Origin of the sequence: Paenibacillus sp. FSL M7-0896 (genome assembly GCF_037975415.1) — a bacterium.
GTDB classification, from domain to species: Bacteria; Bacillota; Bacilli; order Paenibacillales; family Paenibacillaceae; genus Paenibacillus_AQ; species Paenibacillus_AQ silagei.
Genome location: NZ_CP150250.1, coordinates 3,750,166 through 3,776,177 on the forward strand (window position 1 = coordinate 3,750,166; position 26,012 = coordinate 3,776,177).

The following is a 26,012-nucleotide window of genomic DNA, read 5'->3' on the forward strand; positions in this document are numbered from 1 at the left end:
TTACATGTATTTACACTTCCTTACCCGCCTTAAATCCGGCCGAATCGGAGATAGGTCAGAACAATTCATCCTTATAACAAAAAAAGCACAGCGCTGTAGTAGCGCCATGCTTATATTGTATGCAGCAGCTTATGCTCCGGCTTCTTCCGTCAATAACTGCAGCTTCAGCAGCTTGATCCGGGAAATCCGCTTATTATCGGTTTCTTCGACCACGAATAAATGATTGTCGAACTCAATGGACTGGCCCTTTTGCGGCGGATTAACCTCCAGCTTGGAATACAGCCAGCCGCCGATCGTATCATAATCATCAGTATCCATATGGATTCCGAGCTTGTCGTTAATCTCTTCAATCAGCATCAGGCCGTCAACGGAGAACTCATCCTCTCCCAGCTGCTCAATGCCGGGCCGCTCCTCGTCGAACTCATCCTGAATCTCACCGACAATCTCTTCCATAATATCCTCCAGTGTAACCATCCCCGAGGTACCGCCGTACTCATCAATAAGAATGGCGATCTGGGTCTTGGCACGCTGCATGACCTTCAGGAGGCTGCTGATCTGAATCGATTCCGGTACCGTCAATATCGGACGGATCAATTCATTATAGCTCGGCGCCTTCTCCCGGATCATATCCTTAATATGAATGAAGCCAAGAATATGGTCCTTGTCTCCGTCACAGACCGGATACCGGGTTCTCATTCCATCGAAGGCAATCTCCAGATTCTCCTCCGTCTCCAGATGCGTGTTCAGACAGATCATCTCGGTACGCGGAATCATAATCTCCCGGGCCATCGTGTCGGCAAATCCAAAAATATTATCCACCAGTGTCATTTCTGTGTTGTCGATCAAGCCGCTTTTGTTACTCTCCTGCATCAGGATGCGGATTTCTTCCTCCGTATGCGCAGTAGCCAGCTCGGAAGCCGGTGTCAGACGGAAGATCCGCAGCAGTCCCCGGGCCAGCCCGTTAACCACCCAGATGAATGGAAACATGATCCGGTAGAAAACGTTCATCGGTCCCGCAGTTAACAGAAGCACTGCCTCAGCCTTATTCACAGCAATGGTCTTCGGTGCAAGCTCGCCGAGTACGATATGGAGAACCGTGATGAACATGAAGGCAATAATCAGGGAGATGACAAATACAGTAGTATCATCAAAGCCCAGACCCCTGACCAGCGGCCCCACAATCGTGGCCACGGCCGGTTCACCGAGCCAGCCCAGTGCAAGTGAAGCAAGGGTTACCCCAAGCTGGCAGGCCGACAGGAAGCCATCCAGATTATGGACGATGTTCCTTGCGGCCAGCGCTCTCTTGCTGCCTTCCTCAATCAGCGATTCAATGCGCCCGCTGCGCACCTTCACCATCGCGTACTCCACCGAAACGAAAAAACCGTTAAGCAGCACAAGCAAAATAATAAGTCCTACATGTAATATACCGGGTAAAGGGTCGCTCAATTTATACTCCTATCCACCGTAATCTGTACGGCTGGATAGGCCCACCTCCTTCGTTTGCTCAAAATGTCAGACTCGATTACGCTAAAAGAACCCTTGCGTATCAATTCCCCAATGCCCTCATCTCCTATACAAAATCACGGATTATAAATAATACTTTCATTATATAAATATATTAGGTGAAACAGCAAGCATGCGTGTCCCCTCGAAAAATACAGCATATGTACGTACGGGAGCATAAATAACGGCTGACCGCCTCAAACCAAGGCGGACAGCCGTTTTTGGATGATTCTATGGATAAATGGCCGAAAAAAGCGGATTAGCAGTTGCGCACTCCAAGCGGATTCCCGACAACGCCCGGATATTGATAGACAAGCGGCTCTTCGAAAGTAGCGTAATCAAAGTTAACCATCAGCAGCACTACCCGCTGGCCGGTAGCACGGTCGCTGATAATCAGGTGGTCACGGCCCGCAGCTTCCAGCACCCCGGTATAGACCTTGGCATTCCAGTCCTTGTTGTTCTCATATGTGAAATAGAAGGTGCCCACCTTGCCCAGGTTCAGGCGGAATATGTTCTCCACATAGGACTGTTCAAACACAGGTGCGGCTGTGGAGACCACCGTGCCGCCAGGCATCATGGGACTGCCGCTGCTGACCTGAGGCGGCATAGCGACCATGTTTCCCATATTCCCCATGTTTCCCATTTTCCCCATATTCCCGATGTGCCCCATGTTGTTCATGTTATTCATGTTCTCCATATTATTCATATTGTTCATATTGTTCATGCTGCCTGCTGGATTGCTGCCCATCATATAAGGAACTGGGCGGTACGGTTGAACGATCATGTACGGATTACCTCCTAAAGTGTAATAACTGCCTTGTCTTGCCTAGTATACTGCCGGACAATCTCCCTGTGTCGGAGTGAAGAAGCAGTGAGCCTTGTAGCGTCCGGTATTCTGCTGATTGTACCAGGTCGCCGGACAGTCGCCGACAGGGCGGAAGAACCAGAGCGCATTCGAGGCCGGCCAGGTTCGCTCCCCGGCAATCGCACGTTTCGCCAGCCGGATATCGGCTTCCCGCGCCCGTTGATAGAAGTATCCCTTCTGCGGGGCTTCGAAGCCGCCGGGGCTCTGGTACACCATGTCGTTCACACTGCGGATGTTGTTGAAATCCAGACAATTGCCAAGAATCCGGTTCACGCCGACATTGCCGACCATCAGCATGCCTGACTCCCCATCCTCTTCAGCCTCTGCCCGCATCAGCCGTGCAAGCACTCTTACGTCCTCCGAGTTTGTTTTGATGACAGCCACGCGTTCTCCTCCTTACATTCATTTCATGGACGGGTGAAGCTATGCAAACTATGTGATTCTCCGTTGTTCTTTTGCTGCTCGCTGTATTGTATGTGTATTCGCCCAGGAGGTGACAGTCTGCGCCCAATTTCCTGCTTCCTCTTCTTCCGTCTCTATGCCGGATACACGCAAAAACCCCCTGGCTCCACAGCGGGAACCGGGGGGTCCTATCACCATCTATAATACATTGCCATCTTAGCTACTCCGCCGTGGAGTAGTGAGGACGCCGCTGAAAGCCATGATACCGTGTCCCCTGATACGTCAGTATGCCTTGATCCCCCTCAGCGCTCATCCCGTACTCCTGTCCCTCCACCTTGAATTCCCTGCGCACCCCATCCTCAGCTTCATAGGTCAGATAGTAGGTGGTGCTGGTCCGGCTGGAGAGACTATCCTCCTGGGACTGCTGCTGGCGCACTTCGGTCCGCTTGCTCACGATACGGGCGGGAATGGACTGCAGGGGGGCATTATTGTTCCGGCTCCACTGAAGCAATCCCCGGCCAGCAGACACAGCGATGATCCCCACGACCAGAGCGAGAAAGACCGGCAATACCGTTCCTGTAAAATCGAACAGCCAGGATGGATCACTCCCCGTTCCCATTGTCTCTTCCCCCTTATTCCCAAGTAGTTAGCACACCTGCCCCTATAGGCTTCTCTACATGTATATGCCTCTTGTCTGCAAGACAGCACCGGTAGAAACGGCAAAAAGACCATTCAGGCTCCGGTACTGCCGGGAACTCAAATGGCCTTCTATAATACCCGAGTGGCGGTTAGATTAAGCATGTACGAGGTCTAACAGTTGTCTGGTTTCGTTCGTTTCTTCCGGCATCATGCCGTTCTCTGCCCAGCAGGCTTTGCATTGTTCTTCAGTCTGGCACAAGTGAGCGTCATCGCAGTTGTAGCACAATTGCATCAGGTTTCTAGTCATATAATCCGTTTCAAAAGTTGTCATTGTAATCTCTCCTCTTCGGGTTGGAAGTTTGTGAAAAAAGTAACTTGTTCTCTATGTGTTAAATATATCACAGGATTCAAAGTTTGTCATGTGATTTTTTTCACACTTTTAAAGAAAATTTTAAATAAGATTTTTCCTTATATTGTAGAGGCCTTTAAGCGGATTTAATGTAAAAAAGAGGGTGTCCGTCAGAACGGGCACCCTCTTGTACAGTATTACATTACACGCCAGCTCTCGCCGCCGTTAGTGGTCTGAAGCAGGATCGACTTGCGGTCCTCCTCCTTCGAGATCAGCAGCCAGCCGACATCATTTGAAATGAACTGCAGCTTCACTACCTCCGGATACTCCAGGAGCTTGGACTGCAGCACCGTGCTGGCCGGGAGGGCTGTCCAGGTCACTCCCTGGTCCACCGTCTTATAGAGCAGATTACCTTCCAGCGACCAGCCTGTCATGGCATTCAGGAAGTCGGGGGCCACATTGCGGTTCATGCCGGATAGCGCCGGCCGCCCGAAAGTGGTGAATTTCCAGTTCTCTCCCCCATTGGCGGTAAAATAGCCGTTATAGGTCATGCTGCCTTCCTTTTCCCTCTGACAGCCGACCGGCATCCAGCCTCCCGACGCATTCTCCCCGAAGAATTCAGGAACACCGGTAACCACCCGGTCACATCCGGCAAAGCTATCATTGACCAGGAATTCCGAACCCGATACCCAGGTCGCTCCTCCGTCCCTGGTCATATAAATCTTGGGCAGAGCGCCGGTCTGCAGCATAACAAACCCCCGGCTCTCGTCACCAAAGATCATCCCGGTCGTTACCCCCGCATGCGGAATGGAACTAGTCGGCAGATTCGGATTATACTGCTCATTCTGCATCACCAGATTCCAGGTAGCTCCGCCATCCTTAGTAGCATACAAGGCTTTGCTCTCTTTGGTCGCACTTGCATCCCACTTGGTCATCAGCCAGCCGCTGCGGCTGGAGCTGAAATAGATGGAGGACAGCTTGTTGGAATCGGGGAACGCTGAGATCTGCCAGCTGTGTCCACCGTCTGTGGTACGCAGCACCACGGTCTCAGTGGAGCCGAACGAGCTGCGGATGATCCAGCCATGCTCGGGGTCGGTGAAGAAAATCTCTTTGCCGTAGACCGGATTGCTTAGAAATTGTACATTCGTAGCTGGAGAGATATTCGCCCAGGTCTTGCCGTTATTCAGCGTCATGTACATTCGAAGCTCATTGCGCGTTACCCCCCAGGCTAGTCCTGCAGAGGGGTTGAGCAGCCGGAAATCGGTCAGCCGCGTCTGAATCTGGTATTTCTTTGCATTTTCGGGTTCGACATTCTTGTTATCCGGGGTAATGACTGTAATCATCTGCCCTTCTTCCGGCGCTTCAGTCGGCTGAGGAGGCCGGGTTGCCTCCGGCGGTGGGGCGGACGAGCAAGCTGAGAGAATCAGCAGAGTCATAAGAAGCATCAACGCCACTCTTAGAACCTTGGAACATGAAGCTTTGGCTGACAATGCTCTCTCTCCTTTTCTACATTAATGAGTATTTAAAAGATTATTTCTTCGTATTCAGATTACTGCGTTTGTAGCCGTACAATGAGTAAATCACCAGTCCGAACGCAACCCAGATGATGAAGCCAATCCAGGTCTCTCTGCCGAGATTATACATTAAATAGCCGCAGGCTGCCGCACTAAGGAGAGGAACCAGCGGAACCCAAGGAACCCGGAAGCCTCTGCGGAGATCTGTCTTCGTCCGGCGGAGCATAATGACCCCGAGAGACACAACCAGGAAGGCAAATAAAGTGCCGATACTCGTCAGATTCGCCAGCCTGTCCAGAGGTACAAAGCCGGTAAGCACAGCGATCAGGCTGCCCACCATCCAGGTGCTGCGCACCGGGGTATGCGTCTTGGCGCTAACCTTGGACAAGCTCTTCGGCAGCAGCCCGTCACGCGAGATAGCGAACAGCAAGCGGGTCTGGCCGAACAGCATAACCAGCAGAACGGTTGTCATTCCGGCAATCGCCCCGATGGAGATCAGTCCGGCAATCATATTCTGGCCCACGAACCGCAGCGCAAAGGATACCGGATCGCTGACATTCAGGCTCTGATAAGGCACAATGCCCGTCAGGACCAAGGATACGGCGATATATAAGACTGTACAGATCGCAAGGGATGAGATAATCCCGATTGGAAGATCGCGCTGCGGACGCTTCACTTCTTCTGCCGCGGTTGAAATGGCATCAAAGCCGATATAAGCAAAAAATACAGTGGCCGCGCCGTTCATCACGCCATGAATCCCGAACGGCAGGAAGGGCGTCCAGTTCTCCGGCTTCACATAGAAAATACCGGTGATGATGAACAGCAGCACCACGGAGATCTTAATTGCGACCATCACTGCGTTGAAGCGGGCGGTCTCCTTGACCCCCCGTGTCAGCAGATAGGAGATCAGCAGGATAATGATGACGGCAGGCAGATTGATGAATGTTCCCTTATCCGCATTATACGCTCCAGACAAAGCTGTGGGCAAATGTATCCCGAAGCCCTCCAGCAGACCCTGGAAATAACCGGACCATCCGCTGCTTACCGCTGCGGCGGCAACCCCGTATTCCAGTACAAGATCCCAGCCGAGCACCCAGGCCAGCAATTCGCCGAAGGCGACATAGCTATAGGCATAGGCGCTGCCGGATACCGGCAGGGTCGAAGCAAATTCGGAATAGCACAAGGCGGATAGCACACAGGCAATCCCCGCGATGATGAAGGACAGAACCAGTCCCGGGCCGGCATGCTCCGCAGCAGCCACCCCCGTCATAACAAAGATCCCGGTGCCGATAATGGCTCCTACCCCAAGCATCGTCAAATCTAAGGCACCCAGTGTCTTGCTAAGCTTCTCCGCTCCGGCATTCTGGGGAATGGCCAGCGGTTTTTTGCGGAATAAATCCATACTTCAGTTCGCTCCTGTCAAGTGGTTGAGTGGATAACAGAAAAATCGTTGTTAGCTTACCCTATTACGGGTAATGGATGAAAAACGGATAGCTTGAAAACACTATCCCTAGCGATTATGATGGATAAGATTGGACAGCAAGTGGAATGGCTCTGCCTTCCTTATACTACCAAAATACAAATGCTGGAGGAGATTTGACATGGCCCCATTTAAGCCCAATCGTGTTGTAGTCATCGGTACCGGTGCAGTCGGAACCACTACAGCCTATACGCTGCTGCTGCGTAAGCGCATGCCCGAGCTTGTACTGATCGATGTGAACCACCAGAAGGCGCTTGGTGAAGCGCTGGATATGAACCATGGTATGCCTTTTGTAGGAGGCGTGAAGCTTTGGGCCGGTACCTATGAGGATTGCCGCGAAGCCGACATTATTATCGTCACTGCCGGAGCCTCCCAGAAGCCTGGTGAAACCCGGATCGACCTGCTCCGCAAGAACATCTCGATCTTCAAAGATATCATCCAGAAAATCACGAAATACAACCAGCACGCGATCCTGCTGATTGCGACCAACCCGGTCGATATCCTGGCATACGCCACCCTGAAGATCAGCGGCTTTGACCGCAGACGGGTTATCGGCTCAGGAACGGTACTGGACAGCGCCCGCTTCCGTTACCTGATCGGGAAGCACAAGGAGATTGACCCGCGCAGCATCCATGGACAGATCATCGGGGAGCATGGCGATTCCGAGCTGCCGGTCTGGAGTCTCGCCAATGTCGCCGGGATTGATCTGGGCTTCGATGAAGCCGAACGCAAAGAAATCTTCGAGGATACGAAGAATGCCGCTTACGAGATTATCGATGCCAAGGGATCGACCTCCTACGCCATCGCGCTTGCACTGGACCGCATTGTAGCGTCCATCCTGAACAATGAAGGCTCCGTTCTGAATGTATCTACACTACTGAACAATTACAACGGCGTCTCCGATGTGTTCCTCGGCGCTCCGTGTGTTGTGGACCGCTCCGGTGTGCGTGAGGTGCTTGATCTTCCGCTCAGCGAAGAAGAACAGAGCTTATTCCAGCAGTCCGCTGACAAGCTCAAGAGTGAAATTACCAAGCTGGAGCTATAATTCCAGCCGGAACGAGCCGGCCGCCAATCCGCAGGGATTGGCGGCCTTTTTTTGAAATCTAAGCATCCAAGCATTTACAAGCCGCGAAGACGCGTTAAGCGACTAAAGCGAATTATGCGGTTGATTTCTCATCTCCGTTTTTCCCTTTCTCATGGTAGCAATTCATAGACAAGTTGTCATCATTAAAATGCACATTGCATGTAATTTATGCGTTAGGATATGAACAAAAATTCATAGTTCAAGTGATAATAATGCTAGACAGTTCGATTACAGGCTACCACTCAGCTTATCAGCGCTGCTGATTTGCAGTCGGGACATCGCCTCTTCCTTCTCCCGGCTCGTGATATGGGTATAGACTGTAGTTGTCTGAATGGAAGAGTGACCCAGCAGCTCCTGCACCGTCCGCAGATCCGCGCCCTTGCGCAGCAGCATAGTGGCGAACGAATGCCGCAGCTTATGGCTCGAATAGGCACGCTGCTGGGAAGAGGGCAGCTCACTCTGGAAGCGGCTGAAGGTATCCGCAGCAATGCCCTGAATTCCCCGGATCGACAATCTGCGGCCCTTCTGCGAGATGAACATGGCCTCTTCTTTGCTGCGCCAAGGGACCAGCCGGTCCGCAATCGCCTGATCGAGATACGGGGCTACATCCTCCGGAACCGGTATGCCCCGCCATTTGCGCCCTTTGCCGAAGACCCGCAGAGTGCGTCGGTCTACATTATAATCACTCAGATTCAGCGTATGTACTTCCCCTACCCGCAGCCCCATATAGGACATAAGCAGGAAGACCGCCAGATTGCGGCTTCTGTACTTGCCGTCCACCGCTGAGAGGAACCGCTCCAGCTCTTTCTCCTCCAGATAGACCGGCTCACGGTTTTTGTCGGTCTTGGATTTCTTGATCCCTGCCGCCGGATTAATAGATAACAGCTCCAGCTCGGACAGTGCCTTGAACAGACAGTTAACCGAGGCATGCTTACGGTTACGGGTGGCATCGCTGACTCCCCGCTCACGGACCGAGGTCAGATAGGACACCACATGCAGCTTCTTAACCGTTCCCAGCTCCTTGCCGTTCAGATGGTCCAGGAATTCCCGCACATCCGCAAGGTAGGATTTCTGGGTATGTGCTGTATAACCGGCATCCTTCATCCAGATCAGGAAGGCCTCCAGCTCTTCTTCGTATGTTCGTTCCAGCTCATTCATGATCTGTTCCCTCCCTCGTTAAGTACAACTATTATATCATTCCTCCGCAGTAGCTTCCCTCCATCCGGCAGCATGCTTCTCTACCATTCTGAGGAATTCGCTGAGCGCAGGAGACTTCCATTTCTTGTTATGGTAAGCGATCTGGGTGGCCACCCGCTGCGACTGGTCATTCCAGTTCAGCCGGCCCAGCTTGCCTTCCGCCAGCTCGCGCTTCACCGTAATCTGCGGCAGAAAAGAGAGACCGAGTCCGGCCATCACGCACTGCTTGATCGCTTCAATGCTCCAGAACTCCAGATTCGGATCAGGAAAGACACCGTGGCTGTTCAGATGACGTTCAAACAAGGTGCGGTAGGTGCAGCCCGCTTCGGTATGCAGAATCGTTACGTTCTTCAGCTGATGCGGCTCCACTTCAGCAAGCTCCAGCAGTGGATGATCCAGCGGCGCCACCAGAGCCATAGCTTCATGAATCAGCGTCTCACAGTATATATCCTTATACTCCGTTTCCGGCTGCAGCAGGAAGGCCAGATCCAGCTCCCCGGAGCGGATGAATTCGGTCAGCTCCCAGCAGGCCCCCGGCTTAAGGGTAATCTGCACCTGCGGATAACGGCTGCGAAAATCCTTGATAATTCCGGGAAGCCGGAAGGCCGCCAGGGATTCCGGTGCGCCGATCCGCAGCGAACCGGCGATTTCGGTCTCAGACCGGAGGGCATTCTCAGCCATCGTGTGCATCTTGGAGATTTCCTGGGCATAGGGCAGCAGGCGGCGGCCTGCATCGGTAAGCATAATCTTTTTGCTGATCCGGTCGAACAGGGGTTGCCCCAGCTCTGCTTCCAGAGCCTGAATCTGTGCGGTAATACTGGACTGGGCATAATCCAGCTTCTGCGCAGCGCGGGTGAAGCTGCCGGTCTCTACCACAACGAGAAAGGTGAACAGATGCTTCGATTCCATAGCGGACCTTCCTTTGATCCATCGGTTTTTTGAATGGATGTTATTTGATAATTCCGTTTTTCCAATGGATCTATTATCTGATACTCTATAACTAAATACAAGGAAAGCGGGATTATACATATGAAGAAACACACCTCGTTACAACGTACCATCGGCATGCCTCAGGCCGTTGCCTTATACATCGGGGCTGTCCTCGGTTCGGGGGTATTAATTGTCCCCGGACTCGCAGCCGAGATGGCTGGCCCGGCTTCGCTGCTGGCCTGGGGCTTCATGACCCTGCTCATTCTTCCGCTTGCCTTATCCATGGGCCTGCTCTCTGCCAAGTTCCCTAACGCCGGGGGCGTCTCCCACTTCGTTACTCTAGCCTTCGGGCCGAAGGCCGGGGCCCTTGTCGGCTGGTTCTTCCTGCTGTCCGTTCCGATCGGTGCGCCAGTCGCCGCATTGACCGGTGCAGGATACATGACCGCAGCGATGGGCTGGGGCGATCCGGCCAGAATCGCCCTTGCCGCCGGGATGCTGGTCATTGGACTCCTAACGAACTGGATCGGCATGCAGGTCGCCGGTAAAGTGCAAATTGCTGTGGTGATCGCTATTGTTGCCGTACTGGTCTTCTCTTTTGCCGCTGCGCTTCCAAGGATGGAGCGTGCTCACTTCACTCCGTTTGCGCCGCATGGCTGGATGAGTGTCGGGCAGGCGGCGGCGATCCTCTTCTGGTGCTTCATCGGCTGGGAAGCAGTCTCGCATCTGTCGGAAGAGTTCAAGGAACCTGAGCGGGCTGCGGTTACGGGTGTGACCCTCGCGGCCATCATTGTCGGTGTCCTGTATTTCCTCTCGGCACTTGCTACCGTAGGTACGCAGAGCTATCTGCACGGCGGGGCAGATAGCTCCCTGCTATGGATCATCAGCCAGCCGCTGGGGGCATGGGGAGGCTTCATCGCCGGACTTACCGGCCTCTTCATCTGCACGGCGACGATCATTGCCTATGCAGGTGCGGCTTCACGCGTGGCGTATGCCTTGTCCCGGCAAGGCTATGCTCCGGGCTGGATGGGCCTTATATCCGATCGTTATCAGACGCCTGTGGGGGCCATCGGCTTCCTGGCGCTCTGCTTCACCTTGATATTATCGCTCTACGGCAGCGGGGCGCTCTCGATAACCACACTGATCACCTTCCCCAACGCCACCTTCATTCTTACCTATATTGGGGGTTGTGCCGCCGGAATCCGCCTCTTGCGCGGCAGCCGTGCAGGCGTAACGATCAGCGTCATTTCCTTCGCCGCCACACTTGCCGTGTTCCCGTTCACAGGCTGGGCGATTCTCTACCCGCTGTTGATTACGGCGGCGTTTGCCGGGGTGGACTATTGGAGATCCGGGGCTAGGCGTGTGGGTGAGCGGTGAGGGGGATTTTACTGTTACACACTTAAGGATTGAACTCGATGGTACTATCAATGCACATACTTAAGAGCTGGCCTCAAAGCTTGGTCGTCGCTGCGGTGAACATTTGGCCCTCCGGCCGCTGTTGTATTTGGATTTCCTGATTATAACCGCTCTTCGCGGTAGAAATCCAAACCAAGCCTATGCTGTAGATAGCGAGCTTTCCTACGGAAAGCTTTCAGGCGGACGCATTCGCTCCTCCAGTTCCAATTTTCCCCTCCGCTTCTTTTTGCTTTTCGTTATTTCTTTAAGTGCATTAAACAAAATAACCTGTGGGCTGTGCTTCCAGCCCTTTGGCCTGCACGCCTCCGCACTGCCCATTGTGTTCGTAAAATTCCTCTACAACCGCAAACAGGCCACGCCATCCATAACAGGACAGGCGCGGCCTTTCTTTTATAAGCGTTGTAGTTAAGCAACTATTTGGTCCACTGAACCGGAATCCGCAGACGGAATTGCTGTATATCCTCTGGATAGGAGAAGTACCGGGCCCTAATCTCAAGCTGATCTGAAGGCTGCACGGGCGGGAAAATCAGTTTAAATGCCAGTTTGTCCCGGCTAATCCGAACCCGCTGTCCTGTTTGTGTGATCGGCTCACCTTGTCCTTGCAGTAAGGTTAGCTCAGTTAACTGGCTCATCACCTGACTGACCTCGTAATATACAACCGTCTGCTTTTCCTCAAAATCAACTGCCGTAACCGTAACCGTTCCTCCCTCATTCCCCTTTAGAGTCAGCGGGAGCGAACCACTTAAGCGTTGAAGATCTTCATGTGATTTAATCTGCGCATTTTCTAGTGTCTCATAGACGATCAGTGTCATATATTCCGGTTTGGGATTAAACACTGTAAGCGGTGAGAAGTTGAAATAATAATACTCATCAGTAGCTCCATCTCCTCCTTTATTCATATACAAGGTTCCAATATCATCTTCAAGCATTACATTAAGCCAATCATGAGGATAACTTTTCATCAGAATAACTTGCGAAGTTAAAGGCCCCAATGTTAGCTTGTCTACAGTATATAGTGAGTTATCATACCTGAAATCCAAATTCTTGGGATAGACCGTTGTGCTTAGCGCGGCACTCTTCCCTCTATCCAGCATGACAGATACATCCCAGTTGCCCCTCGTCGTCCCTATGCAGTCGATACTCATATTCAGCCTAAGCTGATCCGGCAGATCCTTGTCCCCAAAGCTTAGACGGGTTGTACCTACGAAGGTATGATCTCCTGTAATCGTGAAATCATGGGTCGAGATTCTTTGCGGATCATGCCCTTCGAAATTAAGCTTATAGAAGACTGCCGCTTCCTTGCCGGTAATAGGCGCTGAGGAAGATGGGTAGGTCACCTCATAATTAATCACCAATGAAATACCATCATAGTATTCCTCTACCAGATTGAAGGTAATGCCTTTATCGGTAATTAGTGCACCTGCCGGATTACTGAGATGCTTCTCTTCAATGGGCTTCAATTCTTCTCGATCCCCACCTTTGGCATACAAATAATCGAAGAACGGAATGACGCGCAGCGCCTCTGCAACCTGGGGCGAGATGAATCCGATTCCGGTAATGGATCCGGCTGTAACAGCCAGCGCAGCTGTGACGCCGATGACCCACTTCCTGAACAGTGACGCCTGACGTCTATCCCTTCTATCTTGTGCTACTCCTCCAGTATGCAGCTGCCACAGTTGATCAAAATCAACAGAAGAAGGCATACTGTGTATGATGTGTTCTGCTTCCTTCTGTAAATGAGCGGATAATACTTCGGATTCAACATCCAGCCTGTCCTTAGCTGTCGTCATTTAAGCCCCTCCTTCATCATCAGCACACCGGGGTCAAGTTCGCCGCATTCTCTCAGCTTGCGCAGTGCCGCATGAAGCCTGGATTTGCAGGTTCCCAGCGGAATACTTAATACCTCTGCGGTTTCGGGAAGCGATAATCCGGCATAATAGTGCAGGGAGATCACTTCTCGCAGCTTCGCGGACAGATGGCTGACCGCCTGCCATAATTCCAGCTGATTCTCACTATGCAGAGCGATGCTCTCGGCGGAATGCTCTTTTCCCTCTATAGGAACGCCCGCCAGCAGTTGTATCCAGGTCTTCCTGCGTAACAGATTACGGGACGTATTGACGGCAATCCGGTACAGCCAAGGCCGAAGCGGCCTGGAGGGATCATATAAATGATATTTTGCAAAGGCACGCAGAAACGTCTCCTGGGTAATATCATCGGCCAGCACCCGCTGCTTGGTCATCATAAGGGCAATGCCATAAATATAAGCGGAGTGTGCTTCAAACATGTCCTTGGCCTGTTGTTCTGTGATGGGATAATCCTTCAACGATCGCTCCCCCTTTCTCTACTTGATATACGCTTTGACCCGGGCGATCCGTTCGCTTTACGTTTCAGAAACTTGTCGGGCGGTTATGGATGAGGAGAGCATGACCTAATCTGCTAGAAGAAGGAGACTGTAACCTATGTCTGATCATAAAAGAGTTATTCTTGAACCTGCAGCTCAGAAATTCGCCGATGATAATGCCAAGCCTCCTTTCCTGCCCGATCTGGGTCCGGAAAAAGGCCGCGAAACGGTCAACACCGTCCAAGCTGGCGATATCGAAAAACCCGAGGCAGATCTTCAGGATCTGACCGTAACCGGCGGCCCCGGCGGTGAAGTGAAGGTCCGCATTGTCCGTCCGGTAGGCACCTCCGGCACTTCCTTGCCGGTCATTCTCTACATCCATGGAGCAGGCTGGGTTTTCGGCAACAGTCACACGCATGACCGGCTCATCCGCGAGCTGACTGTGGGTACGGGCGCCGCCGTGGTATTCCCGGAATACTGTAATGGACTTTTCAGAGCTTTTTATAGCTCCGTTAAGTCCTTTTTTTATCCGCTCGTGGACATAGTTGAGTGATTTTAATTCAGCTTACTTATGTATCCTTTTTATAAATTGTGATTTTATTGTGATTAAAATAGAAGAGCCCCTGCACTGGGCAGAGGCTTCGAATGGACACGCAATATAAATCCTTCGAATGACTATTTTATCATTCCTCGTTATTATCCCACAAGTCCTTGTGTGTGAGTCCGGCAAACACCAGATGCACCAGCGTCAGGATCAGCACAAACTCACGGATTGTATTGGACAGGCTATCTACGTTGTATCCAAAGACGATATTTAGCCGGCCCCACACCAGATTAATGCAGATGATAGCTACGGCGCTGTAGGTGATCCATACGCTACGCAGGTAAAGGTTACGGGTACGCAGGGGCCCCTTGCCGATGAAATACTTACGGTAACGGAATACGTACCGACCAAACGTAAAGGCTGCAATCAGCTCCAGAGCGACCAACGTAAGGTCAACGATTTGCATGTGGGTCAGCCCCCTTTCTGCCATATCCTGATTGTTTGAGGTCCAATAAGCGCCGGATGTCATTGTTCTCGGCTGCTTTGCGGACCTCTTTGTATTGGTTGGCGGCGTGCTCCAGGCGATCCAGTTGCCGGCGTGCTCTAAACATGCGGAGTATTTTCATGTGTGCCGTCCTCCTTCTTCGTTAGAAGCAGGTTCAGCAGTTGCTCACGTTCTTTGTTCACTTCGTCCGCCCGCTGGTCCAGTGCCTTCCGTAGCTGGCTGTTTTGGCGGACATAGAACAGTAGGGCGATGGTCAGGATCACCGGCAGCACAACATACCACGGGGATCCGGTGTAGAACGCTGTCAGCCCGCTAACGTCCATAGGCTATTCCTTTGTGCTTCCTGGACGGTCTTTGAAGGCCAACTCGAACAGTCCGGTTGAGGATAGTCCGGCCAGCGCCCCAGCCCAGAGCCGGGGGATTAGGTCAAGGTCCGTGAACAGGAACCCAACGGCGCCCACGAACATCCCAATGAACAGGCCAATCACCGGCAGCAGGTTACGTTTGATGTTGATACTGGTCTTAACGAGCTGGACCAAAGCCAGCACAAATACTGACAGCACACTAGCAAAGGTCATGACTTGTGCAAGCATGTCGTTCATGTTACTTCGCTCCCTTCATTGTAATGGTCGCCGTCTTTGTCACGTTGTTCCACTCCACCTTAGCCCCGATAGCCTCTCCAATGGCTGCCAGGGGCGCGTACACCCGTCCTTCAATCAGAACACTGTCTGCGCTTAGCCGGTTCCCGTTGACCACTGTAGCCGCCTTATCTACCTTCACATCTTCCGCCTCCTTCATGTATCGTTCGATTCTTGCCAGCGCTACTGCAGTCTGTGTCTCCGTGGGCTGGGCTCCGGCCTGCAGATCCTTGATGCCGAGACCGAAGGTCATTTCAAAGTGCGGTCCATCAAAAATGCTGGTGAAGTCACCGCCCCATTTAAAGCCCAGTGCCTTCGCTTCCTGCACCACTTCGTCCCAGTCCTTCACCTTATCGCCGTCACCATCCCGGATCATGTCATAGGAAACGCTGGACCCATTAGGCAGCAACAGGGCGAAGTCAATGGCAAGACCGTAATTGTGATTGCTGGTACCCCCAATGGCGTTGGTTACTCGGTCTTCCTTTGGTTGTGCCTTCACGTGTGACAAGCCCGCCGCATCAAGCTGCTGCTGTGTTCTCCCTTTGGCGTAATAGGCGTTCTGCTCGGCCTTGGTACGCAATCCCTGCGTGATGATGATCGGCACACCACGGGCGTATGATCGTTCGATGAGGGCTGTTGTAGCCGCTTTAACTGCCGGGTGTAATCCGTTCAGCCGTGATAATGACTTTTTCTGTACTTGATCCAGGGTTAACATGTGAATCCTCCTTTTTGAGTAGCCAATAGGCTGCAATCAATATTCCGGTGCCGGCGGAAAAATAAAGAGCCGAGCTCTTCATCGCGGTTAGTCCGCGAGTTGCCCGGCCCTGCAAGTATGCGGTTATCTTCTTGGATTCGGTGATGTCTTGGCCCGCCTCAACCCGCTGGTGCATTCTGTCGCGTTGCTGGATATAAGCGCTCTGCCTTGTCAAATAGTCCAAGGTTTGAGCTACTGTGATAATCCCGTAGCAGAGGACAATCCCGGCAATCGACCATTTTAAGACTCTTGTGAGCTTCATTCATATCCTCCATTCGCTCATCGATCTGCTTGATTGCGGGGATGATGTTGTCAGCAAACTTGTTGATGATCTGCTGCAGCGTCTCTTCGCGTCTCTGGGATAGTTTGTCTCTCTCGTCTTCCCGTTTCTGTGCTGCCTTCTCCCTGGTGTCTGTGGACCGCATGACATAGATAAATAGCACGATAAAAAGGGCCCCATAGGAGCCCTTCTCTAATAGAAAGTTTATTAAGTTTGATTCCACTATTACTCCCCCTTAAGTAACATGTAGGACAAAATTATCACCAAAATCCGGGGTTATACGAAACGTAACCATTAACCGCAGAGTCTACAATCATGTACACTACTAGGATTAAGACGATTCCCCCATAAACGATTTCAGCATTACTCAAATTTCTGCCGCCGTTTTTCGGATTTCTAAGCATTTTGATGATTTTATTCACTATCGTTTAACCCCTTTTCCTCACGAAATTCATCGCGAATTTCAGCCCCTACATCTTGAATGATGTTTTTTAATACAGCAGCACGATCTTCAATATCTACGGATGTATCTGACAGGTAATCTTGTTCATATTGAATTTCTTCCAATACTCGCTGGCCCGTTTTTCTCTGTAGATCTGAATACTCCTCTTTACTAAGAGGATACCTCTCCTTGCGTCCTTGTTCATTGGTGAAATCAACATATTTCTGTATGACACGAGGCAGAACGCTTGAGTCATTAGAATCATTCAGAATTTGCAGAATGACTTTTGCTTCAGGCGAAACATTGTAAGTCGTGAGTCTGGTTGGATTAAGGAAACTATTGAGGTATTGACCGATTGATTTCTCTCTTCCACCTTGAATCCGCTGACGTTCGTTGCCCAAAGAATCATAAGAAACCGGCAACTGTTTTGATAACCCAGGGGTTCTGTTTTTAACTAAATTCAGCATTTCTTTCAATACATTTTTATCATAAGTGACTCTTTGCTTGTTGTCTACGACATTTCTTGCTTGACCGAATATAGCCGGAACAAAGGATGAAGGGATGCCTTTTACAATACCAGTCAGTTTCTTTGTATCCTGTCTTGTGATCAGATCGCTAACACCGCCAACCACGTCCGATAAACCTGTTACCATAGGATTTTCAAGCACTGTGCGAAGACCACCAACAATAGAGCGTTTCGCAAGTTCAACGTTACTTATCCGTTCTCCGGGTTTTTTCGCATTCTGGGCTTCCCGGAAATTAACACCCATTCCTAGCGAGATTGCAGCCGGCTGGAGCCAAGCATAATCAATCATTCTATCCCCTTTTCTAAATTTAGCCTCCTCCTTATCAAATCCGCTCATAATCCAGCGGTATATCCCGGATAGATTAGCTTTATACGCCCCCTGTCCCGATTGCTCTTCAATAGAACGTTTATCTGCATCACTGCTCGCAGCTCCGGTTAACAGCCCCACGTCAGCCATCGCATAACCAACTGAAGTAAGGCCAATTGTACCGGTAATCGCCCTTGAAATTGCGCGAGTCGCATTATACTGATTGAAATTCTTGCCTCCATTTTTAAGCAATGGTATAAATTCACCGATCGCTCGAATGAAACCAAGAGGAGAGTAATCGATACCTCTCATTACTAGGTTCGCAGGGGTTTTTGCGTATTTAAGCACAATGTCTCCCAAGCCAAAACCCTCAAGTGAGAAGGACCGGGGGATTAAGCCCTTTTCTACTGCGGCCTTAAACACCTTATCTGAAGTAGCATTTAAGGCTTTCTTTGTTCCCTGGGCTGCTCTTGAGAGTAGTGTTTCATCTTGATATGTTGCATATAATCCAGCTTGGTCAGCGATTGACATAATATTTTCATCTAACCGGGAAAGTAACTCCGGCATATTCGCCTTAATCTGTTTTTTCGTCATCCCTTGCGCTCTGCCTAACTGTTCTGCATAGGTCGCCATCACATCACCATAAGCTGCTCTGTATGCAGCGTAGTCCATCCCTTGAAGCGAAGCTCCTGTAAGCTTCGTTAAATACTTAAGTGGGTTTTTGTCGCTGAAAACATTTGGCTTCACATTGTAACTATCCAGCGTGCCCATAGAATTAACTTCTCTCCACCCTGAATTAGTTCCTGATGCGAAGTTTTTCCAAAGTTTTTCCTGATTCTTTGGTAAGAACTTAATTGTCCTATTCCCTGTGAATTTAGACAGAGCCCAGTCAATCGGAACAGCCGATACTTTATTAACTTTTTCTAAACCAAACTGCCCAGCGTTACCCAGAGTGTTACGAAGGAACGTAGGAACACTAAGCAGTTGCCCAGCCGTCTGAATACCAGCAATCTTTTCTCCAAGAGTTGACCGTCCATATGTTTTCATAATTTGCTGCAAGTCCTGAGTAAGTTCACGCTTCAGATTCTCATCTGTATAGTATCCAATTTCTGCAGCCATCCGGCGAAGGGCATTCTTTGATTCTTCGTCAAAATCTTTAGAAGCATTACGGATAACTCTTTCAAGTTCAGTAGTCGTAGGTAGCCCATTTTCCCGTCTAAATCGTTGGGTCGCCTTCGTAAACACCTCATCGGCGTATTTACTATAGCCTTGTCCCACAGTCTTGATCATTTCTTCTGTCAGATCTGAGAATGTTCTAACACCACGAGCGATTTTAGCAGCTGCAATAATAGAGTAATCGACAACAGGGTTGTTTGCTTGAGCAGCAATGCCAATGTTTCGGCGTTTAGCAATTCGAGCTTGCGCTTCCGCAGCCTTTTGATCAAGGTATTGAACCACTTGGTCACGAGTCCGGTTCTCTGGTTTGATTTTTGCAATCTTTTCTGCGTCCTGGCGGGCTGTCTTAAGGAATGGTTTAACAGAGCTGTTAACTGATTTGACCTGCTTTTCAAAATCAGATATCAACTTTTTTTCGTCTGCAGTAAGTAATTCTCCGGGCTTTTTGCTGCTGACCATATCCAATACTTCCTGTGAAATATCTCGGACCTTCTGAACGCCCTGCAATTGCTCTCCCTTATTGGTGATTTTAGCTGCATCTTCTGCTGAAAGAGATATTTTTTCTTCCGCTGGGCCCAAGGTTTCATTAACTTTAGAAATCTCTCTTTGTACTCTCAGTAACATCCCCTCTGGCGATAGTCTGTCCCACATGCTCGCAGCTTGAATGGTCTGTCCGGCGTTAGTAAGGTCAGATGCCGCTTTCTCTGCAATCAGCGCGGCAGTTTCGTGGTCTCCTGCTTTGGTGTACTCCTGGATTAGTCTCTGTGCTGTAGTCACACTCTCTGCCGTGGCGCCCACCTTTTCGCGCAGGACGTATTTTGTTGCTGTGTCCATGTTTCTATCTATGCGTTTGTTCGCTTGTGCTAATGTTCCCTCATTAGAAATCGGATTGTATTTGGTGTTCATTCTTTGGACGGCTTCAGGAACTTTTCCAGAGTTTCTAAGTGTTTGAGCGAACCGTCTCTCGCCTGCTGCGCCTTTATTATTAACTGTAGTGTTTATTTTTTTTGTTGAATTAGCTGCGGCAACAGGTTTAGCAGAGGGTTTATTGGTTGGGTTTACTACTACAGTAGCCTCATATGCTCGTTCTAATCCAGTGCCAAGTTCATTGACTCTTTCATCGAAATAGCTCTTGCTTATTTTACCCTCTGCAAGATTGTTTTCCAGGTCAGAAATGGCGTTACGAACTCTGTATTTTTCATTAGCCATCATCAATTCTTCATTAGTCCTAATATCTTTACGTGGCTTCATATAAGTGGACTCGGTCGGTGTTGATTCCGGGAATAGCTTGTTATTGTCCCATTCCGGTCCTAATGCAAAATCAATGTCCTCCTGGGTTAATGGTTGCTTGGCGTTAACCTTATTCATCAGTTGCTGCTCTCGCGTCATTTCAGTGCTTCTAATAGTAGGATCGCCTGCGTAATAGGAATCCCCATTCACCCGGGTGTCTTTCAGCTTCTGAGTGGTTAACTGTGTATCTGTTGGCCGGCTGGCATCCACGTTTTGTCGGGCCTGATCATATAGCCTCTTATTACTGATTTTCTTGGCATTTGTGTCCTTCAAACGCTTATATTCGTCGATGACTTCTTGCGCATATCTAGTGTTAAGCTCAACCGGGTCAAAGGATTGGGATGCCTGTCGAGCCGCAGAAGCTGCCTGAGTCTCTGGCGATGCTGCATTTAGCTGTGGGGTGTATGGTGTAACAATTGAATCGGTAGATGATGACGTCTTGATCTCTCCAGCCAACTGTTTCCGTACTGTTCTTGGATTAGCTTCAGGCAGTGCGAGAAGCTCTGGGGCAATCTCCGCAATCTCATTTTCAGGAATGCCGCTTTTTCTGAACCTGTTAAGTATAGGCGCCAGTGCTTCACCTGCCGCCGCTCCTCCAAAACCAAGCACAGCACCTCCAGCAACCCCATAGAGGGCGTTACGCATAATTTCCTCATTACTGTCCTGTTGATTCAGCAATCCCACGCCTACGCCTTGTAGTGGACCTGCTATGGTCTCCGTAAGACCCTGTCTAGCAATGTTCTGCGCAGTGCTAGGGTTTACCCGAGGCACAACCTTTTCAATTCCTTTTGCAATCGTATTTATGACGGCCTGTCCTGGTTTGTTAGATAAAGCCTTTCCTGCTACATTGTATGCACCAACATTGGGTCCTGTATTAATCGGTGCGCCAGAAGGGACGAGAATAGGCGTAATAAAGTCGTTTATAGCATCTGTCACCTTGTCGATGACAGGGAATTGGGTTGTGTCTCTACGGGCTGCACCGGAATTCCCTGCAAATGCACGCGAAAACGCTAAACCGTATGGATTTCCGTATGTGATGTAGTTCATAATCTTCGCATAAGCTTTGACTGCTTCCGGCGCGGTGTCCTCTTCAATCTCCTTTTTATTGATCTCATACTGTGAAATCCCTGGAATCTGTGAGGCGTTCTCCGGTCCACCTGCAGTCTGTCGAAAGAGCTCTGCTGCCGGTACTTTCCCTTTCAAATTTGTCTGGATCGGTGTCTCCATGGTATTGACCGATGAAGCAGATGGCAGGATGTCTCCAAAGTTTTGTTCAAAATTCGTTTTAGGCTTTGTTTGGGACTTTTTCGCAGTTTGATCGGCTTTGAAGTCTACAGCATAAGGAGTGACGTCTTTGGATTGTGGAGTGATTAGGGACGGCGTAGGCTGAGAGATCCCCACACTTTGCAGTGTATCCTTCAGAATCTGTGATCCTTGGGTATTAATCTCCTCACGCTGCCCGGTGCGGATCTTCTCAAAGAAATCATCCGCGCTTTCGGTTGCGGTTGAGTTTGAGCCTCTCATGCTTTTGAAGAAATCATTTGCTGATTGTTTCGCCATCCTTAACCGCCTCCAAACTGCTTGTAGTACTTGCTTACTCCACTGACCCAATACTGATTAACATTGGTTTTAGCATCATTCTCCACCCCTATTGGAGCATATTTCCTCTGAATCTGCTCAATGGTAGTCAATCCTTTATCAAAGTAATTTCGCTTCAGGTTGGATGCCATTTTGTCAATTCCCTGCTCGATGCTATCAAACGTCATTAATCCGTTCTTTCCCATCATTCCGCCGACATTATTTTTATTTCTCACGGCATTACTGGTTCCGTTACCAGTTTCATGTACTGCTATAGCTGCCAATAGTGCAGGATCTATGCCATATTTAGCACCGACTGAAGCGAAAATATCACCAGTATTTTTGAGGGCACCGCCCAGATTACTATTTAGTTTAGCCCCACTAGCCGAAGCCGTAGGGCTTATTACTCCCCCGGCGAAGGAATCTCCACGTTTGAAGGCCATTCTAACCCACTTGCTATCCAAGCTCTGTATTTTTCATAATTCGACATCGGAGAACCGGAAATGTATTTCTTCACCGCTTCAGGATTAGTTATATTGCCCTTCTTGTCGCGCTGGGCAACTTTGTCAATATTGGCTTGGTAGTCCTCATAAACTTTAGGTTCTGCGGCCTTCGCTGCTGCTCCTGTTGTATATGCTGCGCCTTGACTTACTCCATATGCTTCAAGCCCTGCCGGAGCCGTGCCCGTGGCTTTCCACACATCCATCAGCTGATTAAACTGAGCATTCGCGTTGCTATTGGCATTGCTATTACTGGATGTATTCGCATTCTGGCGGCTGATCGCAAGCTGCTGTGCAAACTGGAAGGCCGCTTGGGTCTGTGTGCCTTTAGGAAGCCCGTACATAGTTGCTAGAGAGTCCGGAATCACGCCGGTAGCATCTGCCACATTCCAGAGGTTAGCAAGGTTCTGCTGCTGTTGGGCGCTTGTAGGCGTGCCATCGGGCAGGTATCCGGTAAGCTGCGCCATGGTGACATTTTGGTTAAACGCCTGATTTTTCGCATCCAGCGTCTGCTGCCCATTCTGGAACTGGCCGATAGTCTGCCCGTAATTGAACCGGTTCTGCCACTCTTGCTGTTGCTGCTGCACGGTCTTGTTGCCGTTGTACGTGCCGCCATACTGGGCGTTGTTATTGATAGTGTCCTGCTGCTGGTTCCACGCCTGCTGCTGCCCGGCGAGTGTCTTCTGCCCATTAAACTGACCTGTAAGGTTCGCACTATCCACCTGCTGGCCCCACTGGAACTGCTGGGCGGCAAGAGTCGGATTCCCGTTGTAAGAGCCTGTCAGTGCTCCCTCTTGCAGGCCGAAGCTACGCTCATCATTAATGGCCTGACGGATCAACTCGCGAATCTTATCCGGTGCTGCCGTCTCCAGTTGCTTGATGGTGTCTGCGGCTTGCTGGGCTAGCAGGGAGTTGTTGGCATAGATGGCATCGTTACGGGTCGCTACGTCCCTCTGTGCATCGCTGGTGGCTTGCTGGGTGTTCTTGTTAATGCCGCTAAGTTGATAGTCTAACCCGCCTGAGTAGAAGCCACCACGGCGGTTCTGCAACTGCTGGGCGGCATCGTCAAGCTGCGCCTTCTGGTTGGTGAGCCCCCGGATATGCTCCTGCAGTTGGTTGTTGTTCTGGTTGACGTTGAGCTGAGACGCTGCAATCGCCTTGTCAAGCGCCTGCTGGATGGATAGGGACTGCGATTTGATGTCTGACATGTAGCTGTTACGGATGGTGTCCATGATATTTGTGTAGTCCGGTGCTTGAGCAGGTGCGGCCGGCACAAATCCGGTGTTCATGCCGTAGTTAGGAATGTTAGGAACGGGCGCCGCTGTATCTCCACCTGTATTTGCTGCTGGTTGGTTCTTGCTGTTAATGTAGTCTGTCAGCTGCTGCGTGTTCATTTTGCTCACTGCTGCGGATTCGCTCGGATCAAGCTGGGAATAGTACTGCTGTGCGTTCTGGGCGGCCCATCCCTTGTTCCCGGCATCGTACTGCTTCTTGCTGTACAGGATCTCATTCAGTGCGTTTCCCGTGCCGCCATAGTTCGTGGTGGGCGCTGCCGGGGGCGCGGTGTAAGTAGTTTTGGCCGATGTGCCACCAGAAGAATAGTTTGTATTGGTCACCGGTGGTAGGCCTGGGCTAATAGTGGACGTTGTTGGCGGCGGTGTCACTGTACCGGTTACAGTAGGCATTTTGGGCGCATCGACTGGTGTGCTAAATACAGGCTGACCGGCTTGCTGTTTGGCCCTAACGGCCGCTTGGATTTCTTCAAGTCTTGTGGACATGTGAGGCCTCCTTTCAAAAGCAAATAGCCCTCTAGTGAGGGCTGGTGGTGCGCAGTTTGATCCTACTATTCAAGGATATCAATAGCGCCGTCATACTCGGGAAGACTCTTTAAAAACTCATAACCCTGCTTAATGAAATTCTTTGCATCCTCTTCAACCGAAGGCGTAAATGACTTATACGTATCCTCCACGGGGACCCTATCCTCCTGCGCTGCCGTCTGCGATACATAGGTTTTTACATTGATTTGGAGCATGTTCTTATTACCTGACAGGCTGTCAATTTTGATATAAGCCTCTGGAATTTCAAGCCCCATACTTGATTGAATCTTCATTGTTAGTGCCATTTCTAATCCTCCCTATATGTCAGTCCATGCGCCCCATGACCCGCCTAAGAACCATCTTTTTTTGTATGTCCCTCCGTTGATGGGACGGTACTCCTGGACGCAGGAACTTGACGAGAAGTAGCGAGTAACGCATATACCGTCTCCTACTCCTGGAGTATTAGAAACATTGGCCGCGATAACAAACAGCTCATTTCTCTCCTTGATGTCATTCAGGTTGGTAACGGCCTGGGCATTAGATGAAGTGATGTTGTCTGGGGGTGCGTAATAAGTTAGCTCGTTCATCTTAAATCTTCCCGGCTTAAAGGTGTCATTAAACTCAACCGTATTTTTACCCGTGACATAGTTGTAGTATCTCAATGCAGCCAATTGCAGATAAAGTTTAGTCTTGTTGACCCCGTCGGCCCGCATAGTAATACCGCCAAGAGTACCGTTAAGGATGTTCTCGAAGATCAGGTAATCGTAGGTTAGATTCGTGGTGTCAGCCATCATTAATTTTTGGTCAGCAAGTGCCTTATATATTTTGCCCAACTCTTTATTGAGTGTATCTGTAAAGTTGGCAGGGTGATTTTTCGTCACATAGAGAAAGTCAGCAACACTCCGCTCTGTATATCCCCGGTTGTCTGTAGCTTGATTAACAAGAACACTGCTCTTTACGGTAGACACACTACCGCCGCCATCCAGCGCATAAGCGAGAGTGGCGCCCTGTGCAAGAAGGATTTCAATGCATTGTGGGTAAGTGAGTCCCACATTGCCGCCAACCCCTTTACCGTTACAACTGAAGATCAATATCTCTTTTGTTGAAGAGATCTGTGCAATGATCTGGCGAGGATAAGGATCAGCCCAGTTGTCGATCAAGGAGGAAATGTCAGTGCCTACACTAGCCCCGTTAATAATCAGAGGGTAAAAGGCACTAATACAATTCGGACAGCCTGCATCGATGATGTCTTGAGCTGTTGCTGATGGCTGGAATAGTACAAGGGTATTATCTGCTTTGATACCTAACCGCCAGAACACGGAGCTTTCTTTATTAACAATTGTGCCATTGATAATAGATGTACCTTGCAGCGCCCCGGTGCTGGTGTTGAAGATACCTGCATTAACCGCAATTGTTGCCCGGTGACGATTGGCAAATGACCGAGCCGTCTCCAAGCTATACCCCGCCATATTGTCTAAAGCTATCCCATGCTCCAGCCGGATGAGTTGTCCCTCAGAATCTGTATTTGGTATCCGCGTGATAAAGTAGGTGGTGTTATGCGCTCCGTATTCTGTCGTAGTTATTTCGGTATACTGGTATCCTTCAAGGTTCGTCTTATCCGCCAACTGCGCATCAACCTGTACAAACTTTGCTTGCACCGCAATGTCCCCGAAGTTCTGTAATAGGGCTGGATCAAGCTCAGTTGAACCAACCGCGCCGACTCCGATCTTTGGCCGGGTTACTGACCGATTTGCTAGTTTCGCCGTATCCACAGCCCCCGGAGCTACTGCATTCGCAATTGCTGCAGTTAAACGTGCATCAGACTCATTATGTTGATCTGCTATAAGTTCGGATACCGATTCTGAGTCTGTGTCACTGTAGATGTCACCTGGATTCTGATAATAGGACTGTAGTTGAACTTTATCAATCTGAGCCATA

Annotated in this window: 25 protein-coding genes and 1 pseudogene; 4 read left to right on the forward strand and 22 right to left on the reverse strand. The window is 50.2% G+C overall.

Annotation, left to right across the window (positions count from 1 at the left end; all coding sequences use genetic code 11):
* Nucleotides 1-129 precede the first annotated feature (129 nt).
* The 7 genes from MKY12_RS15845 to MKY12_RS15875 all read right to left on the reverse strand — a co-directional run bounded on the left by MKY12_RS15845 (nucleotide 130) and on the right by MKY12_RS15875 (nucleotide 6,674).
* Complete coding sequence (locus MKY12_RS15845) at nucleotides 130-1,446, reverse strand: hemolysin family protein (RefSeq protein ID WP_339257251.1); 1,317 nt, start codon at nucleotides 1,444-1,446, stop codon at nucleotides 130-132.
* A gap of 316 nt (nucleotides 1,447-1,762) precedes the next feature.
* Nucleotides 1,763-2,155 carry a spore coat protein GerQ gene (gerQ, locus tag MKY12_RS15850; RefSeq protein ID WP_339257508.1) on the reverse strand — a complete coding sequence of 131 codons (393 nt, stop codon included), beginning with the start codon at nucleotides 2,153-2,155 and terminating at the stop codon, nucleotides 1,763-1,765.
* A 174-nt stretch (nucleotides 2,156-2,329) separates the two neighbouring features.
* Nucleotides 2,330-2,752: a cell wall hydrolase gene (locus MKY12_RS15855; RefSeq protein ID WP_036726550.1), complete on the reverse strand. Its 423-nt coding sequence runs from the start codon at nucleotides 2,750-2,752 to the stop codon at nucleotides 2,330-2,332.
* Nucleotides 2,753-2,990: 238 nt separating this feature from the next.
* The gene (locus MKY12_RS15860; protein ID WP_076079279.1) at nucleotides 2,991-3,389 is read right to left on the reverse strand and encodes a DUF2500 domain-containing protein; all 399 of its coding nucleotides are present in this window, start codon (nucleotides 3,387-3,389) and stop codon (nucleotides 2,991-2,993) included.
* 174 nt (nucleotides 3,390-3,563) lie between these two features.
* The gene (locus MKY12_RS15865; RefSeq protein WP_179090460.1) at nucleotides 3,564-3,740 is read right to left on the reverse strand and encodes a hypothetical protein; all 177 of its coding nucleotides are present in this window, start codon (nucleotides 3,738-3,740) and stop codon (nucleotides 3,564-3,566) included.
* Between the two features lie 215 nt (nucleotides 3,741-3,955).
* Nucleotides 3,956-5,203 (reverse strand): hypothetical protein, encoded by a 1,248-nt coding sequence (locus MKY12_RS15870; RefSeq protein WP_036726547.1) that lies wholly within the window; start codon nucleotides 5,201-5,203, stop codon nucleotides 3,956-3,958.
* An 85-nt stretch (nucleotides 5,204-5,288) separates the two neighbouring features.
* The gene (locus MKY12_RS15875; protein ID WP_036726545.1) at nucleotides 5,289-6,674 is read right to left on the reverse strand and encodes an amino acid permease; all 1,386 of its coding nucleotides are present in this window, start codon (nucleotides 6,672-6,674) and stop codon (nucleotides 5,289-5,291) included.
* A gap of 199 nt (nucleotides 6,675-6,873) precedes the next feature.
* Here MKY12_RS15875 and MKY12_RS15880 point away from each other — a divergent pair, with 199 nt between their 5' ends.
* Entirely contained in the window at nucleotides 6,874-7,797 is a 924-nt protein-coding gene (locus tag MKY12_RS15880; protein WP_036726543.1) for an L-lactate dehydrogenase, read from the forward strand.
* A 267-nt stretch (nucleotides 7,798-8,064) separates the two neighbouring features.
* Here the strand turns inward: MKY12_RS15880 and MKY12_RS15885 are convergent, their stop codons facing one another.
* Together MKY12_RS15885 and MKY12_RS15890 are read right to left on the reverse strand one after the other, a co-directional pair.
* Nucleotides 8,065-8,994 (reverse strand): tyrosine-type recombinase/integrase, encoded by a 930-nt coding sequence (locus MKY12_RS15885; protein ID WP_051478107.1) that lies wholly within the window; start codon nucleotides 8,992-8,994, stop codon nucleotides 8,065-8,067.
* A 36-nt stretch (nucleotides 8,995-9,030) separates the two neighbouring features.
* A complete protein-coding gene (locus MKY12_RS15890) occupies nucleotides 9,031-9,942 on the reverse strand; it encodes a LysR family transcriptional regulator (RefSeq protein WP_036726540.1) in 912 nt (303 codons plus the stop codon).
* A 120-nt stretch (nucleotides 9,943-10,062) separates the two neighbouring features.
* Here MKY12_RS15890 and MKY12_RS15895 point away from each other — a divergent pair, with 120 nt between their 5' ends.
* Nucleotides 10,063-11,337, forward strand: coding sequence for an amino acid permease (locus MKY12_RS15895; protein WP_339257256.1), 1,275 nt, complete (start codon nucleotides 10,063-10,065; stop codon nucleotides 11,335-11,337).
* 127 nt (nucleotides 11,338-11,464) lie between these two features.
* Nucleotides 11,465-11,785, forward strand: a complete 321-nt coding sequence (locus MKY12_RS15900) for a hypothetical protein (protein WP_339257258.1) — start codon at nucleotides 11,465-11,467, stop codon at nucleotides 11,783-11,785.
* A 4-nt stretch (nucleotides 11,786-11,789) separates the two neighbouring features.
* On the opposite strand, the gene MKY12_RS15905 is transcribed toward MKY12_RS15900, so the two are convergent.
* Both MKY12_RS15905 and MKY12_RS15910 read right to left on the reverse strand, forming a co-directional pair.
* On the reverse strand, nucleotides 11,790-13,166 hold the full coding sequence (locus MKY12_RS15905) for a DUF4179 domain-containing protein (RefSeq protein WP_339314577.1): 1,377 nt from the start codon (nucleotides 13,164-13,166) through the stop codon (nucleotides 11,790-11,792).
* Nucleotides 13,163-13,699: a sigma-70 family RNA polymerase sigma factor gene (locus MKY12_RS15910; RefSeq protein WP_051478105.1), complete on the reverse strand. Its 537-nt coding sequence runs from the start codon at nucleotides 13,697-13,699 to the stop codon at nucleotides 13,163-13,165. Before MKY12_RS15910 ends, MKY12_RS15905 begins: the two co-directional genes overlap by 4 nt.
* A 136-nt stretch (nucleotides 13,700-13,835) precedes the next feature.
* Here MKY12_RS15910 and MKY12_RS15915 point away from each other — a divergent pair.
* Nucleotides 13,836-14,195 (forward strand): annotated as a pseudogene (locus tag MKY12_RS15915) (alpha/beta hydrolase); the annotation flags it as partial.
* Nucleotides 14,196-14,400: 205 nt separating this feature from the next.
* On the opposite strand, the gene MKY12_RS15920 reads toward MKY12_RS15915, so the two are convergent.
* The 11 genes from MKY12_RS15920 to MKY12_RS15970 form a co-directional block, all read right to left on the reverse strand.
* A complete protein-coding gene (locus MKY12_RS15920; RefSeq protein ID WP_339314579.1) occupies nucleotides 14,401-14,727 on the reverse strand; it encodes a hypothetical protein in 327 nt (108 codons plus the stop codon).
* Complete coding sequence (locus tag MKY12_RS15925) at nucleotides 14,714-14,887, reverse strand: hypothetical protein (protein ID WP_339314581.1); 174 nt, start codon at nucleotides 14,885-14,887, stop codon at nucleotides 14,714-14,716. Before MKY12_RS15925 ends, MKY12_RS15920 begins: the two co-directional genes overlap by 14 nt.
* On the reverse strand, nucleotides 14,865-15,089 hold the full coding sequence (locus tag MKY12_RS15930; protein ID WP_339314583.1) for a hypothetical protein: 225 nt from the start codon (nucleotides 15,087-15,089) through the stop codon (nucleotides 14,865-14,867). The genes MKY12_RS15925 and MKY12_RS15930 overlap by 23 nt, the downstream gene beginning before the upstream one ends.
* Before the next feature lie 3 nt (nucleotides 15,090-15,092).
* On the reverse strand, nucleotides 15,093-15,368 hold the full coding sequence (locus MKY12_RS15935) for a holin (RefSeq protein ID WP_339314585.1): 276 nt from the start codon (nucleotides 15,366-15,368) through the stop codon (nucleotides 15,093-15,095).
* Between the two features lies 1 nt (nucleotide 15,369).
* Nucleotides 15,370-16,119 carry a M15 family metallopeptidase gene (locus MKY12_RS15940; RefSeq protein WP_339314587.1) on the reverse strand — a complete coding sequence of 250 codons (750 nt, stop codon included), beginning with the start codon at nucleotides 16,117-16,119 and terminating at the stop codon, nucleotides 15,370-15,372.
* Nucleotides 16,052-16,420: a hypothetical protein gene (locus MKY12_RS15945; protein ID WP_339314589.1), complete on the reverse strand. Its 369-nt coding sequence runs from the start codon at nucleotides 16,418-16,420 to the stop codon at nucleotides 16,052-16,054. Before MKY12_RS15945 ends, MKY12_RS15940 begins: the two co-directional genes overlap by 68 nt.
* 432 nt (nucleotides 16,421-16,852) lie before the next feature.
* Nucleotides 16,853-21,739, reverse strand: coding sequence for a hypothetical protein (locus tag MKY12_RS15950; protein ID WP_339314591.1), 4,887 nt, complete (start codon nucleotides 21,737-21,739; stop codon nucleotides 16,853-16,855).
* Nucleotides 21,740-21,741: 2 nt separating this feature from the next.
* Nucleotides 21,742-22,200 carry a glucosaminidase domain-containing protein gene (locus MKY12_RS15955; protein WP_339314593.1) on the reverse strand — a complete coding sequence of 153 codons (459 nt, stop codon included), beginning with the start codon at nucleotides 22,198-22,200 and terminating at the stop codon, nucleotides 21,742-21,744.
* Nucleotides 22,161-23,873, reverse strand: coding sequence for a hypothetical protein (locus MKY12_RS15960; protein WP_339314595.1), 1,713 nt, complete (start codon nucleotides 23,871-23,873; stop codon nucleotides 22,161-22,163). Before MKY12_RS15960 ends, MKY12_RS15955 begins: the two co-directional genes overlap by 40 nt.
* Nucleotides 23,874-24,100: 227 nt before the next feature.
* The gene (locus tag MKY12_RS15965) at nucleotides 24,101-24,379 is read right to left on the reverse strand and encodes a hypothetical protein (RefSeq protein WP_339314597.1); all 279 of its coding nucleotides are present in this window, start codon (nucleotides 24,377-24,379) and stop codon (nucleotides 24,101-24,103) included.
* A gap of 12 nt (nucleotides 24,380-24,391) precedes the next feature.
* Nucleotides 24,392-26,011 carry a phosphodiester glycosidase family protein gene (locus MKY12_RS15970; protein ID WP_339314599.1) on the reverse strand — a complete coding sequence of 540 codons (1,620 nt, stop codon included), beginning with the start codon at nucleotides 26,009-26,011 and terminating at the stop codon, nucleotides 24,392-24,394.
* Nucleotide 26,012: the final 1 nt, after the last annotated feature.